Genomic DNA, 16,066 nt, shown 5'->3' on the forward strand with positions numbered 1-16,066 from the left:
TTGCGCGCTTTGCCGACGACGGGCGCCAGCCTGCCGGGCCGCCGTCGGCCGCTTGCGTGCGGCTCCTGCTGCACGTCCGGCACGTGGGGGGAATCCGGCACCTACAGGCCCATCCGGTCAACCCACAGCCTGGACTCATGGATCTCAGGCTCGGTAGGGAGGTTGTCAGCGGATTCCCAGACCCTGTTGAAGCCCTCCATCCCGGCGACGGCCACAACCTCGCGGACAAACTTGGCGCCGTCGGAGTACTGGCGCATCTTGGCGTCCAGGCCCAGCAGGCTGCGGATGAATTTCTCGATGACGCCGCGGTCCTTGCCGCGGTCGGTGAAGCGTTGCCGGATGGTCTTGACCGACGGGACAATACTGGCGTCGACGGCGTCCATCACCACGTTCGCGTGGCCCTCCAGCAGGCTCATCACGGCCGTGAGGTGCGAGAGGGACGCCTTTTCCTCGGGGTTCTGCAGCAGGTCCAGGATGGCACCCCGGCCGGGGGTGTTGCCCGTGGCCGAGCGGTCCTTAAGGGAGCGGGCGGCGGCGGAGGCGCGCTCCATCAGGGAATCGACGTTGCCCAGCAGGTGAACGCTGAGGTTGTCGATCTCGGAGAGCATGTGGTGGCGGAGCCAGGGCGCCGCGGCGAACTGAACACGGTGCGTCTGCTCGTGGAGGCAGACCCAGAGCCGGAAATCCTCGGGCGTGACGTTGAGTTCCCGCTCCACGGAGACGATGTTGGGGGCCACGAGCAGCAGCCTGCCGCCTGCCGGCGCTTTGGAGCCTTCGGCCAGGGCCGCGAAGGGATCGTACTGGCCGAGGACCTTGCTGGAGAGGAATGCCAGGACCGCGCCCAGCTGGCTACCGGTGATGGCGCCGCTAACGCTGGCCGCCGCCGGACTGACAGTGCCGCGGCGGCTTTCCAGCATCTTTTCCATGGCGGGTTTGAGCATCACCGCGAAGCTTTGGGTGTTGGCCTTGGCCCAGTTGGCCCGGTCCACCACCAGGACAGAGGAGTCCCGGAGGTCCCTCGCGGCTTCGAGGCCGGTGATCTCGTGGACGTGCGGGACCGAAGCATCCGCGAGGCGGCGCAGGCTGTCCACGGCCTCGCCGATTTCCGCCGAGCCCAGCGTTGGACCCGCGGAAGCCAGCCGGGCGGCGGTGGATGCGGCCAGGTCCCAATTGATCAGGGCCTGGGCCGGATTGGATGACGCCGGTGCTGACGAATCGCGCGCAGTGGACTCCATAGCCCCATCACATCACAGCCGACGGCGGAAGGTCCTTAAGTTCGCTGACCGGCGAACGCTGGCAGGCCCGGTGGCAGGTCCACAGGCGGCTCCGCTGGCAGGTCCACTGGGATGTCCACAGGGCGCGCACAGGGGGACGAAAGCGGAGTCCTAAGCAGCGCTCGCACACTGGGTGGGAACAGCAATCGTCCCAGCGCGTATGCACGCAGGGGCCGGCCGCTGTTGCCAGCCCTACCGGCAGCCGCAGGCAGCAAGCGTGGCGGCGGCACGGTCCACGGCCTCACGGTTCCCGGCCGCGCCAGGCTTCAGACCGTTACCGATAAACGAGAACACCAGGAGCCGCCCGTCGGCGTCCACCACGTATCCGCTGAGTGAGATCACCGTGTTCAGCGTCCCCGTTTTGGCCCGGACCAGGCCCGCCCCACGGGAGGTGGCACCATCTTCGTAGCGGGCCTCCAGGGTCCCGGTCAGCCCGGCCACCGGGAAGCCATCCAGTGCGGCCCGCAGCCGCTGGTCGGTTCCGGTGGTGACGGCCCGCACGACGTCGGCGAGCTGGCGGGCGGAGGCCTGGTTTCCGATGGCCAGCCCGGACACGTCCGCAAACCGCATGGTGTCCGTGGCGATACCCAGCTCGGCGAGGTGTGCGCGGACCGCGGCGCTGGCTCCGTCGTTGCTCGCCGGCTCTCCCGCCGCTGCCGCGGCCATCCGGCCCAGGGTCTCCGCCAAGTAGTTGTCGGAGGACTCCAGCATCAGGCCCACCTGTTCGCCGAGAGTGGCGGACTGTACCTCGGCAAGGATCGCGCTGCCTGCGGTTTCGGAGACGGCTTCGGGAGCCGGGAGACGCCCGACGCCGGCTGCTACCGTGATTCCCGCCGCGGCGCCGGCCGTCTTGAGCTGCCCAGCGAACGCCTCCGCGGCCGCAACAGCCGAGTCCTGCGGGCGCGGGCCCGTGGTGACGGCGGGGTTGTAACGCGCCGAGTTCAGGGCGAGCGGGAACAGCGGGGCCATCTCGCCGGCCTCAACATCCCCGTCAGCCCAGGCCGGGTTCAAGGCGGGTCCGCTGAACAGGGAATCGTCCACCATGACCGTCAGCTCGCCGGTTGTTCCGTTGGCCTGGAGCGCTGTGACGGTGGCGGCGGCAAGCGTGGCGAGCCCGGCGTGGCCCATCACGTCGTCCGGCACGGATTTGCCGGCGCCGAGGAGGACATCGCCGCCGCCGGTGAGCACCACGTGGTTGGGGTCGGGCCCGGCGAGGACCCTGGTGCTGAAGCGGTGGTCCGGCCCAAGCGCCCGCAGTGCGGCCACGGCGGTAAACAGCTTCATATTGGAGGCGGGAATCCGGTTCTCCGAACCCCCGCGGTCAAAGAGGACATCGCCGGTGAGCGCATCCTGGACGAACCCCGCGAAGCTGCCGCCGCCGTCGGGCTTTAACACGGCGTCCAGCTGCGCCGTGACGGCGGAGGGCAGCGGCACCGGCGCGCTGTCCGCGAGCGGGGACAGGCCTTGCCGGGCAGAGAGCGTGGCCGGGGGCAGCTGCCAGGCCGGTGTGGCAGGAGCGGCGGCGGGCGGTTCCGGGCCGATAAAGCCGGGGGCAACCACAAAGGCGGCGGGAACGGCGAGTACCAGCATCAGGGTCGCAAGGACGGCGAGCGGCCATGCCTGGCGCGCCGTGCGGCCGGCGCGACTTGTGGCAGAAGCGATAGCGTCCTTGAACCCGCCGTTGAACGCTGCGGGGCGCGATGTTTCCTTCATGCTGCTGCTGGTCCTCAAGTCCTGAAATTTCCCCGCAAGTTCCTGAAACCTGGGCCTCTCGCTATATCCTCAATAGTAGTCGGCGGCACCGACACTCCTTTTGTGGTTCGTCTCCTGTGCCGCGAACCCCTGCAATTGCCGAGGAGCATTCCATGAAGCATGACGTGACCATCGAGATCCCCAAGGGATCACGCGTCAAGTACGAAGTTGACCACGAGACCGGCCGCGTCCGCCTGGACCGCGTCCTCTTCACCTCCATGCAGTACCCCACGCACTACGGATTCTTCGAGAACACCCTGGGTGAAGACGGCGACCCGTTGGATGCACTGGTGCTCCTGCAGGACTTCGATCTGCACCCGGGTGTCATTGTTGAATCCCGCCCCATCGGCGTTTTCAACATGACCGACGACGGCGGCGGAGACGCCAAGGTCCTCTGCGTCCCCGTTGACGCCCGCTTTGACCACATCCAGGAAGTGAGCGACGTCAGCGAATTCCTGATCAAGGAAATCGAGCACTTCTTCACCCGCTACAAGGACCTGGAGCCGGGCAAGTGGGTCAAGGCTGAAGGCTGGGGCGACCGCGCCGCCGCCGAGGCCGAGCTGGAAGCATCCATCAAGCGTTACGTTCCGGCCGCGCACTGATTTTCACGCAACGCGGGGTCACTTCCCGCCCATTCCACGTCAGGAATTGGGCATGAAGTGACCCCGCGTTGTGGTTAAGGTGGAGGGTGAGTTCCGAGCCTTCGAGTCCCCCGTATTTTGACCCGCCGTGCGGGCCCATCACAGGATGGCGGGACGGTGAGGTGGTGCGCGCGACCGGCATTCCGTTTGCCACCGCGGGCCGCTTCCAACCTCCAGTGGCCGCGCCGGACTGGACCGATGACTATGCCGCCACCACCCTCGCACCGGCCTGCCCGCAGGGGCCCGTCCCGTTCCTGGACGACATCCTGGGCACGCGATACGGCGAGCTCCCCGGCAGCGAGGACTGCCAGTGCCTGTCGATCACCGTGCCCGCGGGCCTGGCCGAGGACGAACGGGTCCCGGTCATGGTGTGGCTGCACGGCGGCTCATACACGTCCGGCTCCGGCGACCTGGCGATCTTTGATGCCGCGTCGCTGGTGGCAGAAAACCGGGTCATCGTGGTCTCCGTGACGTACCGGCTGGGCCTGTTCGGATACCTCGCCACCGGTACCGGCCGGCCTGCCAACCTCGGCCTGCTGGACCAGCTGGAAGCGTTCCGCTGGGTGCAACGCAACATCGCCGCGTTCGGAGGGGATCCGGGCCGCGTCACCGCGTTCGGCCAGTCAGCCGGAGGCGACTCCGTAGCCCACCTGATGGCGACGCCCGAAGCGCCATCACTGTTCCAGCGGGCCATCATCCAGAGTGCGCCGCTGGGCATCACCCGCGGCCGGCACAAGATGAGCCGCGCCATGGGCATCGCCGCGGAGGCGGTCACCGAGGACACTCCTGCCATGGAGGTTGTGGCCATTGAGGACAAAGTGTCCCAGGTAGCACGAAAGTACGGGCTGATTGCGGCCATGCCGTTCGGTACTCAGTACGGGCACGCCCCGCTGCCGGCGGAAGCCGCCATCGAGGACGCCTGGAACGTGACCGCGCCGGGCATCGAGGTGCTGATCGGGCATACGGCAGATGAGGCCAGGCTGTTCCTGCCGCGCAGCCCCGTCGTCAGCCGGCTGGGCAGGGTTCCGGTGCTGGGCACCGTCGCCATCAGGAGCATCAACTGGGCCGTGACGGAGGCGGTTTACGGCCGGGCTGCCCGGAAATTTGCCCGCCGCCATGCCCGCGCCGGAGGCAAGGCGCACAGCTACGTGCTGTCCTGGGGTGCGCCCGGAAACTTCTACCGCGCTGCACACACCGTTGACCTGCCGCTGCTCTTTGGAAACCGGCAGACCTGGGCCGCTGCCGGGCTCCTCACGGGCGCAACGTGGGATGAGACCAATGCCGTTGGCCGTCAGGTACGCCGGCTGTGGGCATCCTTTGCCCGGGGTGACAGCCTCGGCGAGTCGGGCGGCATCCCGGGCGCCCTTCACTACCGGTCGGTGTAACCGGGGAGGTCCTCAGGTACCGGCGCCGGCATTTCGGATTGCCGCCACCAGCAAGTCCTGCCGTTGGAAATACGCGTTATGGCCCGCGTTCTCCACTACCAGCAGGCGGCTGCCCCGGACCGTTGCGGCTACGTGCTCTGCCGCGCGGCGGATGCGTGGCCTTTCGGCGTCCCCGATGAACACCAGCAAGGGGCTGGTGATCGACTCCAGTCCTTGCTGGAATGCATCCACGTCCTGGGCGGCGGCACTGAGGAACTCGCCCTGGCTTGCTGCGAGGCTTCGTGGGTGGCGGGCCGCTTCGATCGCTGCGGCTGTGGACCGGACCCGGATGTAGCGGGCGTAGTCGAGCGGGTTGTCCGCGATCCATTCCTCCGTGAATGAATCCCCCACTCCCAGCCAGATCCGCTCATCGGCGTCGAGCGAGCTGAACACCTGGAATTCCTCCGGCTGGCCGGGTTGCCCGGGAGGTGGCACCACCAGCGGCCAGCCCATGCCGCACACCACCAGCGCCGCTGCCTCGCCCGGATGGCGGACGGCCCAGCGAAGCGCAGTCATGCCGCCCATGGACTGCCCTACGATGATGGGCTCTTCCAGCCCGAGCGAACCGATGAAATGCTCCAACTCCGCTACCCGGTCAACCAAGGGACCCTGCCGCGGCGAGTTCGAGGACCAGCCGTGGTCGTAGGTGTCGTAGGCCAGCACCCGGAAGTCCCGCTCCAGCTCAGTGCTGATCGGTTCCCAGCATGCCGCCGCGGAGGCATGGCCGTGCAGGAGGACCACCGGCTGGCCGTGGCCTGCGTCGGTGTAATGGATATCATTGCCGAGCACATCAAGCCATGGCATTAGGACGGTTCCTTCCGGGCAGCGGGCCGCTGGCCGACCCTCTGCCAACCAGCGTTCCAGACAGGAATCCGGGTGTCACGTGGCGTCCAGCACGGCGGCGGTAAGGTCGATTGCATGACTCCCTCGGTAACCGGCAGTGTCACTTGAGGACCCTGGGCGTCGATCTCGCTGCGGCGGCCAGGAAGACGGCCGTCGCTGTCCTGGAATGGGACGCCGGCACCGCACGTCTGGTGCACCTCGCCCTGGACGTGGATGACCGGGAAATCGTGGAACTGTTCGGCAGCAGTTCGATGACCGGAATCGACTGCCCCGTTGGCTGGCCGGACGCCTTCCTGCCGTTCCTCGCCGGCCACCTGAATCTTGATGCTCGTTCGGTCCTGGAGCACGACGGCATCGAGGGGCGCCGGCTCCTGGCCTACCGGGACACGGACCGCTTTGTCACCGGGCACACCGGGCTGATCCCCCTCAGTGTTTCCGCCGACCGGCTCGCCCACCCGGCCATGCGCTGCGCCGTGATCCAGGCCAAGATCGCAGCGGAGCACGGGCCGCAGGCCAGGGACGGGTCCGGCCGTTTGGCGGAGGTCTACCCTGCGGCGTCGCTCAAGGTCTGGGGTCTCCTGGCCCGTGGCTACAAGGGCCGGGGCGCTCCCGAGGCGGAACGTCTTGGCGTGATTCTGGAGCACCTGGCCGCGGCGGCGCCCTGGCTGGACCTTGCCGGCAGCGAAGACCGGCTGGCCGCCTCCGACGACCTCTTTGACGCGGTGATCGCGTCGCTGACCGCCCGTGCTGCGGCAGTTGGCCAGACCCTCCATCCACCGGAAACCCATGCCGCCGCAGCTCTGACCGAAGGTTGGATCCATGTTCCGTCCGGCCAGCTGGCCGGTCTCACCAGGGCCTAGCCGTTTGTTTCCCTGTTTTTCAACGTCCAGTTGCGGATGTCCTCCGGGTCCTCGCCCTCGGTGCGGGTGTGTTCGCGGGCCTGCATCCGCCGGTCCTGCAGGTCCTGGCGCAGCAGCGAGTGCTTCTCCGCCAGGCCCGGCACGCGGTCGATCGCGTCGATGGCCAGCTGGAACCGGTCGATGCCGTTGAGCATGGCCATGTCGAACGGCGTGGTGGTGGTCCCCTCCTCCTTGTAGCCGCGCACGTGCAGGCCCTCCTGGTTGGTGCGCCGGTACGCCAGCCGGTGGATCAGCGACGGATAGCCGTGATAGGCGAAGATGATCGGCTTGTCCGGGGTAAAGATCCCGTCGAAGTCCCGCGATGTCAGGCCATGCGGATGCTCACTCGCGTCCTGCAGCCGCATCAGGTCCACCACGTTGACCACCCGGACCTTCAGCCCGGGGGCGCCTTCCTTCAGGAGCTCCGCAGCCGCGACGGTCTCCACCGTGGGAACGTCGCCGGCACACGCGAGCACCACGTCAGGTTCCTCCCCCGGCACTTCGGAACCCGCAAATTCCCAGATGCCCAGCCCCCGCCGGCAGTGGTTCGCAGCGTCGGCCGGCCCCAGCCACGTGGGCGACGGCTGCTTTCCGCTGACCACGATGTTCACGTAATCCGTTGACGCCAGGCAGTGCTCCATGACCGCGAGAAGCGTGTTCACGTCCGGCGGCAGGTACACCCGGATGACCTCGGCCTTCTTGTTCACCGCATGGTCAATGAAGCCCGGGTCCTGGTGCGAGAACCCGTTGTGGTCCTGCTGCCAGACGTGGGACGAGAGCAGGTAGTTCAGCGAGGCCACCGGCTGGCGCCACGGAAGCTTCCGGTGCACCTTGAGCCATTTGGCGTGCTGGTTGAACATGGAATCCACGATGTGGATGAAGGCCTCATAGCAACTGAACACCCCGTGCCGGCCGGTCAGCAGGTAGCCCTCCATCCAGCCCTGGCACAGGTGCTCACTCAGCACCTCCAGGACGCGGCCGGACCGGGCGAGGTGCTCATCGACGTCGTCAATCCGGTACTGCCACACCTTGTCGGTGACCTCGTAGACATCCTGCAGCCGGTTGGACGCGGTCTCGTCGGGTCCGAAGAGGCGGAAGGTCTCCATGTTCAGCGAGATGACATCGCGCATCCACGAGCCCAGCGTGATCATGGGGCTGATCCGCTCAGTCCCCGGTGGTGAAACCTCGACGGCGTGGGACGCGTAGGCGGGCAGCTTCAGGGGTTTTCGCAGCAGTCCGCCGTTGGCGTGCGGAGTGGCACTCATCCGGAGGTTCCCCGTGGGCGCATTGGCGGCGACGTCTGGCCGGAGCCGCCCGTCGGCGTCGAACAGTTCGTCCGGGCGGTACGACGCCAGCCACTCCGCGAGCTGCCTCAGATGTTTCTCGTTGGTGCGGACCTCGGCAAGCGGCACCTGGTGGCTTCGCCAGGTGCCCTCCACCTGCTTGCCGTCCACTGTCCGCGGGCCGGTCCAGCCCTTCGGCGAGCGCAGCACAATCATTGGCCAGCGCGGCGCGGTGCCGTTGCCTCGTGAGCCGGCGGAAGCGCCGACGTCGTCCGTTCCTTCTTCACCCGAGCCGCCGCGGCGTGCCTCCTGGATTTCCCGGATCCCCGCGACGCAGTCGTCGAGGGCCGCGGCAAAGTCGCGGTGCGCCTTCGCCGTGTCATCGGGGTCGGCTACGGTCACGAAGTACGGCTCGTGACCGTAGCCGCGCAGCAGCTGTTCCAGCTGTTCCTCCGGCATCCGCGCCAGAATGGTGGGATTGGCAATCTTGTAACCGTTGAGGTGCAGGATGGGCAGCACGGCGCCGTCGTGAACTGGATCCAGGAAGTTGTGCGAGTGCCAGCTCGCCGCGAGCGGCCCCGTTTCCGCTTCCCCATCGCCAATCACGACGGCGGTTATCAGCTGGGGATTATCGAAGACAGACCCATACGCGTGGGCGAGCGCGTACCCCAGTTCGCCGCCTTCACTGATGGAGCCCGGGGTCTCCGGCGCCGCGTGGCTGGGGATGCCACCGGGGTAGGAGAACTGGCGGAACAGCTCCGCTATTCCTGCTTCGTCCGAGCCCACGGCGCCGTAAATCTCGGAGTAGGTCCCCTCCAGCCACGCGTTGGCGACCACGGCAGGCCCGCCGTGGCCGGGTCCGGCAACGAAGAGCATGTTTTGGGAGTCGCGGCGGATCACACGGTTCAGGTGGGCGTAGACAAAGTTCAGTCCCGGCGTGGTCCCCCAATGCCCCAGCAGCCGGGACTTGGTGTGATCCGCAGCGAGAGGCTCGCGCAGCAGCGGGTTGGCGCGGAGGTAGATCTGGCCCACCGAAAGATAGTTCGCGGCCTGCCACCAGCGGTCCACGAGTTCCAGGTCTTCCTGCGTCACTTTGTCCTGCGTCAGTTCGTCTTCCGGGTACCCCACCACAATTGTCCTCACGTCCCTGTGTGCCCGCCTCATGGCGGCCGTGCCACCATCGCAACATCTTCGGCGCCCCGGCACAACCCAGGCGTTCCCTGACCTGCGTGGGAGTCCCCGGTTCACTTGCCCTCCGCCTGCTACCAGCGGGTAGTCTGTCTTTCACATGTTCACGTTGACCATCAACCAGACCGATAGCCGGCGCGACGGCGACCGCGTCCCTCAACTGTTGAAGGACCTGCGGCATATTCCGGCGCGCCTTGATTTCGACCGTTCGGTGGAGGACGAAGTCCAAGGAATTGTCGACTCACCGCATCAGGCGGTTGAAGCGGCGCTGATCGCCCTGCGCTGTGGCTCCTGGTACGTGGGCCTGGGGGTGGGGCCGGTGAATGAGCCGCTGCCCAACCAAATCAAGGACGCCTCCGGCCATGGCCTCGTGTACGCCCGGCGCGCCGTGGACCGGCTCCGCAACGGCAAGGAACGCATCCCGGTTGCCGTTGAAGGACCCCTGGCCGATGTCTCGCACGAGGCCGAAGCCGTCCTCCGGCTCCTGGGGCACATCGTCAGGGACAGGTCCGGTGCTGAGTGGCGGGTCCTCGACCTGATGACCCCCGGTGTCCGCGGACAGCAGAAAGCGGTGGCCCAGGAGCTGGGGATTACCACCCAAGCCGTCAGCAAGGCGGTGGCCCGGGCGCAATGGACCGAGGAATACGCTGCCCGTCCGGCCGCCGCCCGGCTGCTGGCGCTCATCCTCGAGGTGCGCTGAGCGGTCCCGCTGTTTCGGCCCCGCCTACTGCAGGGCGATTGCTGCCAGGGCCGCTTACTGCAGGGCCCCGATAATCGCGCCCATGGCCGAGAACGTCACAATGTTGTAGCTGGCGTTGATCGCAAACAGGGTCAGGCTTCGGCGTTCAAACAGGTAGTTCACGCCCAGGGCAGCCGCCACCCAGGCCGCACCGGCAGCCAGCCCGGCCAGGGCACCAAATACTGCGCCCCCGCTGCCGATAAACGCCGCGAGCACTACGGCCATGACCACTGCGAGCAGGAACGAGCCGACAAAAACCTGGGCTGTGCCGCGCTTCAGCTGATCGTCGGTTAGGCCGGCTTCACGCTGCCACACCTTGGCGAAAAGCACCGAGCACCAGAGCCCGCCCACTATGAAGCTCGCCAAGGCAGCCTGGAACACTGCCAGCCAGTTGATGTTGATGTCCATGGGGCCATCCGCCTTTCAGAGGTGATAGCCCGATGCTAGCCACCGCCACGTGGGGGGGTCTTGTACAAATCCCGCAGTATCAGGCGCGTCCTGATGCGCCGCCCGGCAGCTCCTCCACCGGCACAAAGGTGGCGTAGCCTGCGCCGTGCTCCCGGACGATCCTGAGGTATTCCGACGGGGTGAAGCCGGCAAAGCGGCGGAACGCCCGGACCAGATGGGGCTGGTCGTAGTAGTCGGCCAGGGCAAGGAGGTCCCTGCCCGCCGCGGCGCCCGGAGGCAAAGCGGCCGCAGCGTTGACGAAGCGGTGGAAGCGGCAGACGTCAGAGAATGCCTTTGGCGTCGTGCCGCAGTCCCTGGCTCAACGCGGCGCGCAAGCTGCCGAATCCGGGGAAGATCCCCTCCGCGTCCAGCACCTGCCCGGTAATGGACGACGGCGGCACTTCAGTAAACGCGGCCGCTCCGAATGGTGCGAGGACGGCCCCGACGTTGAAGAGCTGCGCGGGGTTTTCGCTGATCAGGTACGTCCGCTGGAGTCCTGAGTAGAACCCGGCTGCCACTTCCCGGGCTGGTTCCCGGGATGGGGCGGGCTCGATCAGGCGGTACGGATCAGACAGATTCAGGACCAGATACGCCGAGGGCCCCGGCAGGATCTTTTCGAAGCGTGCTGCGGGGGTGGCGCGGATGAACCAGAACCCCGTGACGAACGGCTGCAGCCCGGCGGGGGCGGGACACTCCTCGAAATGCACACGTGCAGTCTACGGTGCGGCCGGAAACAGCCCTACGAGAAGCAGCCCTACGAAAGGAGGCTGCGGAGCACGTGCGCGGCGCCGTCGTCGAACACCGACGCGGTGACCTCATCGGCTACGGCGATGACTTCCTCCGGGGCCTGGCCCATGGCGACGCCGCGTCCGGCCCAGCCCAGCATTTCGATGTCGTTGCGGCCGTCTCCGATTGCCACGGTGAGGTGGGATTCGGTTCCCAGCTGGCCGCGGAGCCGCTCCAGCGCACTTGCCTTGGTGACTCCGGCGGCGGCGATGTCCAGCCACGCGGTCCAGCCGACGGAGTAGGTGACACCGGCCAGGCCGATCTGCTGGATGGTTTCGGAGAACTCCTCCGGTGTGTTCTCCGTGCTGAACACCACCAGGCGCACCGCGGTGGCCTCGAGCAGTGTCTGGAAGTCGACGCCGATCGACTCAACGCCGAAGCTGGCGTCCTGGAAGCGCTCGGTGGCAAGGAAGTTGCCGTCCTCGTCTTCCAGCGCGTACTTGGCCGTGGGCAGGCGTTCGCGGAGGGCGCGGAGGGCCGGGGCGGGGTCGAACGTGGATTTGTGGATGATCTCATAGCCGTCGGCCAGGCCGGGATCAAGCCGGAGGGTCACGCCACCGTTGCAGCAGACGGCGTAGCCGGTGTCGATGCCGATCTGCTCAATGATCGGCAGGGTGGCGTTCAGGGAACGGCCGGTGGCGATCAGGACGTCGTGTCCCGCTGCCACCACGGCCTGGGCGGCCTCACGGACGGGAACGGACATGTGGCCGTCGTGGTCCACCAGGGTGCCGTCCACGTCAAGGGCCACCATGAACTTGGTGATGTTTTCGGTTGCGATCCGCTGGTCATCGATGCCAGCGACTGTCGTTTCAGTCAATGTAGTCATACATCAAGTAGACCAGAGGCCCCTGACACCGGCTAGGACGCACGCCACAGCACGCGATGAACACGGGGTTAATACTCACAGGTTATCCCCGCTGTGAGTGTTAACCTTCGCCTCCCGGGCCCGCCGCTCCAACCAGGACGCGGGGTCACTTTTCGCCCGATAAACGGGATTTATCGGACGAAAAGTGACCCCGCGTTGGAGTAGGCGGACGTCCCGTGTGTCAGCGGGTCTTAGAGGACCGGGAGGACCTCCATGCCGCCAAGGTACTTCTGCAGTGCGGCGGGGACGTTGACCGAGCCGTCGGCGTTCTGGTGGTGCTCCAGGATGGCCACGATCCAGCGGGTAGTGGCCAGGGTGCCGTTCAGCGTGGCCACGGCGCGGGTGCCCTTGGCGACGCCTTCGGAGTTGATGACACGCTCGCGGATGTTCAGGCGGCGAGCCTGGAACGTGGTGCAGTTCGAGGTGGAGGTGAGTTCGCGGTAGGCGCCCTGTGTGGGAACCCAGGCTTCGCAGTCGAACTTGCGGGCGGCGGACATGCCGAGGTCGCCAGCCGCGGTATCGATGACCCGGTAGGGCAGCTCGCACTTGGCCAGCATCTCCTCTTCCCAGGCCAGCAGCCGTTCGTGCTCCGCGGCGGCCTCTTCAACCGTCGTGTAGATGAACATCTCCACCTTGTTGAACTGGTGCACGCGGATGATTCCGCGGGTGTCCTTGCCGTGGGAGCCGGCTTCGCGGCGGTAGCAGGAACTCTGGCCGGCGAACCGGATGGGGCCCGACGTGAGGTCCAGGATCTCGTCCGCGTGGTAGCCAGCCAGGGCCACCTCGGAGGTTCCCACAAGGTAAAGGTCGTCCTCCGCGAGACGGTAGATCTCGGCGTCGTGCTTTACGTCGAAACCGGTACCCTGCATTGTTTCGGGGCGCACGAGGGTGGGCGTGATCATGGGCACGAAGCCGGCCTCGATGGCCTGGTCCATGGCCATCTGCAGCAGCGCCATTTCAAGCCGCGCACCCACGCCGCGCAGGAAGTAGAAGCGGGAGCCGGACACTTTGGCGCCGCGCTCCATGTCGATGGCGCCGATCAGTTCACCTATTTCCAGGTGGTCTTTGGGCTCGAACTCGGGGAACTCGCGGGGCGTGCCGACGGTCTTGACCACAATGTAGTCATCCTCGCCGCCCTCAGGGACGCCGTCCTCGATGAGGTTGGGGATGCTGCGCAGCAGTTCGTCCTGCTTTGCCTGCACGGCGTCCGCCTCGGCGGAGGCGGCCTTGACCGTGTTGGCCAGTTCCTTCACTTCGGCCAGGAGGGCTTTTTTATCATCGCCCTTGGCCTGCGCCACCTTTTTACCGAAAACGTTCTGCTCGGCACGGAGGTTTTCAAACCGGATCAGGGCGGCCCGGCGGGCGGAGTCTGCGGCGATGATCGCGTCCACCACTGATTCGTCGGCGCCGCGGGCGCGCTGGCTGGCACGGAACTTGTCCGGGTTTTCGCTGAGGTCTTTTACGTCGATCACCAGACAAGAGTATCTAATCCCTCGCACGCAGCACTGCCGCCCAAGGTGCGGGAATGGCGGCGCCGCGGCCGGGATACTGTTGAAGCACCATGAACGACTGGCTTCTATACCTCCTGAGTGCGGCAGCGCTGGCCTTCGCCGTCTCCAGTTGGTGGGGTGTACGGAAGCTCAAAGCCCTGCACGTTCGCAGCGCCGTCCACGAAGACGCGCACGAAGCCGGCCTCAGCCACCAGCGCGTGGCCGTCATCCTCAATCCCATCAAGGCGCGCGCTCCCGAGGCGAAAGCAGCCATCCAACGCGCCTGCCTGGCTGCCGGCTGGGACGAGCCCCTCATTCTGGAGACGACGGCCGAGGATCCGGGACACTCCCAGGCCCAGGCGGCGCTTGAGTACAAGGCCGACGTCGTCCTGGTGGGCGGCGGCGACGGTACGGTGCGGGTGGTGGCGGAGTCCCTCGCGCACACTGATGTGGCCATGGGCCTCATTCCGCTGGGGACCGGGAACCTGCTGGCACGCAACGTTGACCTGGATGTCTACGATCTCCACGCCAGCATCGAGACTGCCTTGTTCGGCCAGCAGCGCTACATCGACACCGCACGGATGGGCATCGAAAACTCCCGTACCGGCCACTCCTCCGAACACTTGTTCCTGGTGATCGGCGGGATCGGCATGGACGCGGAAATCCTGGCGGACACCAACGACGGCCTGAAAAAAGCCGTGGGGTGGCTGGCCTACACCGAGGCCGGCATGCGGCACCTGCCGGGCAGGCGCAGGAAGGTGTCCGTCGCCCTGGATGACAACCCGGAGCAGGTCCGGAACATCCGCAGCGTGCTGTTCGCCAACTGCGGGCTGGTGCCGGGCGGCATCGATTTCATCCCGGAGGCCATGATCGATGACGGCATGCTGGATGTGGTGGTTATGAGCCCGCGCAGCGCCATCGGCTGGCTGGCTATGTACGCGAAAATCCTCTTCAAGCACAAGGGCAACCTGCCCATCATGACGATGTACAGGGCCGGGAAAATAGTCATCAAGTGCCCGGAGCCCATGCCCACACAGATCGACGGCGACACGTCCGGCCTGGCCACGAAACTCACCGTCCGGGTGGCGCCGCGGTCCCTCCTGATCAGGGTGAAGGGGCAGGCGGCCTAAGCGGGCGTGGCCTCAGGCGGTGGCCTTCTTGGCTGCTTCCTCCGCGGCGGCCTTCGCGGCACGGGCCTCGGACTGTTCACGGATCATGGCCTGCTCCTCCTCGAAGCGCAGGCGGTCAGCACGGTCTGCCTCATCGCCGTCCCAGTCCTGGTTGTCGGCGGTCGGTTTGGGGTTAACGATCATGCCTTGGCCGTCATTATCGGTGCTACTGGTACTCATGACCCGCTCCCTTCGTTAGGGGCCGTCCCCCAAGTGGATCAAGCAAGCATACGCACAGTAACAATCGCACGGAAGTACCCTGACCTACGCTGTGGGCGAAGCCTCGGAAGCGGTTTCCTGCACGAGAGGTACCCCGTGCAGAATCCCGCCCACCCACTCATGCGCCGCACGGAAGGCCTCGTCCGACGTGTGCGGTGCCACGTGAATGCTTTGGGTATCCGCCCGCCCGTAGGAGCCCAGGAACCGGGTGGCCGGGCTGATGCGGTGAAGCCCGGCCAGCGCGTCCGCCATGCGGGCATCCTGCACGTGGCCGTCGGCGTCGATGCTGAAGAAGTAATGGCCAAGGTACTGTCCGGTGGGCCGGGATTCGATCCTGCTGAGGTTGACGCCCCGGGTGGCGAACTGGTCCAGGATTTCCATCAGCGCACCTGGCCGGTCCTCGGGCAGCGGGACCACGACGGTGGTTTTATCCGCACCTGTCCGCTCGGGCAGGGCACCGGGCCGGCCCACCAGGATGAACCGGGTTACGGCGCCCGGGTTGTCGCCAATGTTCTCCGCCAGGACGGCCAGGCCCGGCTGTTCCTGTGCCACGATCGGTGCGCAGATCGCTGCCTCGTAATGGGCGTCCTCTTGTAGCAGCCCCATGGCGGCGGCCGCCGTGGAGGACCCTGGGACGTACTCTGCACCGGGTATATTTGCGTCCACCCACAGCCGGCACTGCGCCCACGCGTGACCGTGGGTGGAGATACGGCGGATGCCGGTGAGCGCCACGCCTGGACGGGCCACCAGCACAAAACTAATGGGCACCAGCACCTCGCGGATGATCCGGAGTTCCGGTCCGCTGGCAATGGCGTCAAGTGTGGCTGTGACGCCGCCTTCCACGGAGTTTTCAATGGGGACCATGGCCGCGTCCACAGAGCCGTCCCGGACCATGTCCAGCGCCGCATTTACGTTGGAAGCCGGGATGCGGGTTGCTGCTGCGGCACCCGGTACCTGCATCAGCGCCGCCTCGGTGAAGGTTCCCTCAGGCCCGAGGAAGGTGAAGGTTGCGGGTGACGCCGGCATGGAATATTCCTCTACGGTGAT

At 66.7% G+C, this 16,066-nt stretch carries 16 protein-coding genes; 5 read left to right on the top strand and 11 right to left on the bottom strand.

Annotated features, from left to right (window positions below):
- Window positions 1–101: 101 nt before the first annotated feature.
- Together J2808_RS06380 and dacB are read right to left on the bottom strand one after the other, a co-directional pair.
- Entirely contained in the window at window positions 102–1,235 is a 1,134-nt protein-coding gene (locus tag J2808_RS06380; RefSeq protein ID WP_309813346.1) for a zinc-dependent metalloprotease, read from the bottom strand.
- 231 nt (window positions 1,236–1,466) lie between these two features.
- Complete coding sequence (gene dacB / locus J2808_RS06385; protein ID WP_397427998.1) at window positions 1,467–2,987, bottom strand: D-alanyl-D-alanine carboxypeptidase/D-alanyl-D-alanine endopeptidase; 1,521 nt, start codon at window positions 2,985–2,987, stop codon at window positions 1,467–1,469.
- Between the two features lie 152 nt (window positions 2,988–3,139).
- Between dacB and J2808_RS06390 the strand changes: the two genes are divergently transcribed.
- Window positions 3,140–3,628 (top strand): inorganic diphosphatase, encoded by a 489-nt coding sequence (locus J2808_RS06390; protein WP_024818962.1) that lies wholly within the window; start codon window positions 3,140–3,142, stop codon window positions 3,626–3,628.
- 86 nt (window positions 3,629–3,714) lie between these two features.
- Entirely contained in the window at window positions 3,715–5,052 is a 1,338-nt protein-coding gene (locus J2808_RS06395; RefSeq protein WP_309813351.1) for a carboxylesterase family protein, read from the top strand.
- Window positions 5,053–5,064: 12 nt separating this feature from the next.
- On the opposite strand, the gene J2808_RS06400 is transcribed toward J2808_RS06395, so the two are convergent.
- A complete protein-coding gene (locus J2808_RS06400) occupies window positions 5,065–5,895 on the bottom strand; it encodes an alpha/beta fold hydrolase (RefSeq protein WP_309813354.1) in 831 nt (276 codons plus the stop codon).
- A gap of 143 nt (window positions 5,896–6,038) precedes the next feature.
- Here J2808_RS06400 and J2808_RS06405 point away from each other — a divergent pair, with 143 nt between their 5' ends.
- Window positions 6,039–6,794, top strand: a complete 756-nt coding sequence (locus tag J2808_RS06405) for a DUF429 domain-containing protein (RefSeq protein WP_309813359.1) — start codon at window positions 6,039–6,041, stop codon at window positions 6,792–6,794.
- On the opposite strand, the gene J2808_RS06410 is transcribed toward J2808_RS06405, so the two are convergent.
- Window positions 6,791–9,280: a phosphoketolase gene (locus J2808_RS06410; protein ID WP_397427999.1), complete on the bottom strand. Its 2,490-nt coding sequence runs from the start codon at window positions 9,278–9,280 to the stop codon at window positions 6,791–6,793. The two genes, J2808_RS06405 and J2808_RS06410, sit on opposite strands and share 4 nt — an antisense overlap.
- Window positions 9,281–9,404: 124 nt before the next feature.
- Here J2808_RS06410 and J2808_RS06415 point away from each other — a divergent pair, with 124 nt between their 5' ends.
- Window positions 9,405–10,004, top strand: a complete 600-nt coding sequence (locus J2808_RS06415) for a hypothetical protein (RefSeq protein ID WP_309813362.1) — start codon at window positions 9,405–9,407, stop codon at window positions 10,002–10,004.
- 54 nt (window positions 10,005–10,058) lie between these two features.
- Here the strand turns inward: J2808_RS06415 and J2808_RS06420 are convergent, their stop codons facing one another.
- From J2808_RS06420 to serS, 5 genes are all read right to left on the bottom strand, one after another.
- Window positions 10,059–10,451, bottom strand: a complete 393-nt coding sequence (locus tag J2808_RS06420; RefSeq protein ID WP_309813364.1) for a DUF1761 domain-containing protein — start codon at window positions 10,449–10,451, stop codon at window positions 10,059–10,061.
- Window positions 10,452–10,530: 79 nt separating this feature from the next.
- Window positions 10,531–10,731: a hypothetical protein gene (locus J2808_RS06425; RefSeq protein ID WP_309813369.1), complete on the bottom strand. Its 201-nt coding sequence runs from the start codon at window positions 10,729–10,731 to the stop codon at window positions 10,531–10,533.
- Between the two features lie 40 nt (window positions 10,732–10,771).
- Window positions 10,772–11,197: a DUF6597 domain-containing transcriptional factor gene (locus J2808_RS06430; protein WP_309813372.1), complete on the bottom strand. Its 426-nt coding sequence runs from the start codon at window positions 11,195–11,197 to the stop codon at window positions 10,772–10,774.
- A gap of 47 nt (window positions 11,198–11,244) precedes the next feature.
- Window positions 11,245–12,102, bottom strand: coding sequence for an HAD family hydrolase (locus tag J2808_RS06435; protein WP_309813374.1), 858 nt, complete (start codon window positions 12,100–12,102; stop codon window positions 11,245–11,247).
- A gap of 230 nt (window positions 12,103–12,332) precedes the next feature.
- Complete coding sequence (gene serS / locus J2808_RS06440) at window positions 12,333–13,613, bottom strand: serine--tRNA ligase (protein WP_309813376.1); 1,281 nt, start codon at window positions 13,611–13,613, stop codon at window positions 12,333–12,335.
- An 89-nt stretch (window positions 13,614–13,702) separates the two neighbouring features.
- On the opposite strand from serS, the gene J2808_RS06445 reads away from it, so the two are divergent.
- Entirely contained in the window at window positions 13,703–14,761 is a 1,059-nt protein-coding gene (locus tag J2808_RS06445; RefSeq protein ID WP_309813377.1) for a diacylglycerol/lipid kinase family protein, read from the top strand.
- A gap of 12 nt (window positions 14,762–14,773) precedes the next feature.
- Here J2808_RS06445 and J2808_RS06450 read toward each other — a convergent pair whose 3' ends face one another.
- On the bottom strand, window positions 14,774–14,980 hold the full coding sequence (locus tag J2808_RS06450) for a hypothetical protein (protein WP_275213833.1): 207 nt from the start codon (window positions 14,978–14,980) through the stop codon (window positions 14,774–14,776).
- A gap of 84 nt (window positions 14,981–15,064) precedes the next feature.
- Window positions 15,065–16,045, bottom strand: coding sequence for a prephenate dehydratase (gene pheA, locus J2808_RS06455; RefSeq protein WP_309813381.1), 981 nt, complete (start codon window positions 16,043–16,045; stop codon window positions 15,065–15,067).
- Between the last annotated feature and the right edge of the window lie 21 nt (window positions 16,046–16,066).

The organism is Pseudarthrobacter sulfonivorans (assembly GCF_031454915.1).
In the GTDB taxonomy this organism is placed as follows: domain Bacteria; phylum Actinomycetota; class Actinomycetes; order Actinomycetales; family Micrococcaceae; genus Arthrobacter; species Arthrobacter sulfonivorans_C.

Bases quoted from the DNA above. Each gene is read 5' to 3' on its own strand.
- J2808_RS06380 (WP_309813346.1), bottom strand. From the start codon at position 1,235: ATGGAGTCCACTGCGCGCGATTCGTCAGCACCGGCGTCATCCAATCCG.
- dacB (WP_397427998.1), bottom strand. From the start codon at position 2,987: ATGAAGGAAACATCGCGCCCCGCAGCGTTCAACGGCGGGTTCAAGGAC.
- J2808_RS06390 (WP_024818962.1), top strand. From the start codon at position 3,140: ATGAAGCATGACGTGACCATCGAGATCCCCAAGGGATCACGCGTCAAG.
- J2808_RS06400 (WP_309813354.1), bottom strand. From the start codon at position 5,895: ATGCCATGGCTTGATGTGCTCGGCAATGATATCCATTACACCGACGCA.
- J2808_RS06410 (WP_397427999.1), bottom strand. From the start codon at position 9,280: ATGAGGCGGGCACACAGGGACGTGAGGACAATTGTGGTGGGGTACCCG.
- J2808_RS06415 (WP_309813362.1), top strand. From the start codon at position 9,405: ATGTTCACGTTGACCATCAACCAGACCGATAGCCGGCGCGACGGCGAC.
- J2808_RS06420 (WP_309813364.1), bottom strand. From the start codon at position 10,451: ATGGACATCAACATCAACTGGCTGGCAGTGTTCCAGGCTGCCTTGGCG.
- J2808_RS06435 (WP_309813374.1), bottom strand. From the start codon at position 12,102: ATGACTACATTGACTGAAACGACAGTCGCTGGCATCGATGACCAGCGG.
- J2808_RS06445 (WP_309813377.1), top strand. From the start codon at position 13,703: ATGAACGACTGGCTTCTATACCTCCTGAGTGCGGCAGCGCTGGCCTTC.
- J2808_RS06450 (WP_275213833.1), bottom strand. From the start codon at position 14,980: ATGAGTACCAGTAGCACCGATAATGACGGCCAAGGCATGATCGTTAAC.
- pheA (WP_309813381.1), bottom strand. From the start codon at position 16,045: ATGCCGGCGTCACCCGCAACCTTCACCTTCCTCGGGCCTGAGGGAACC.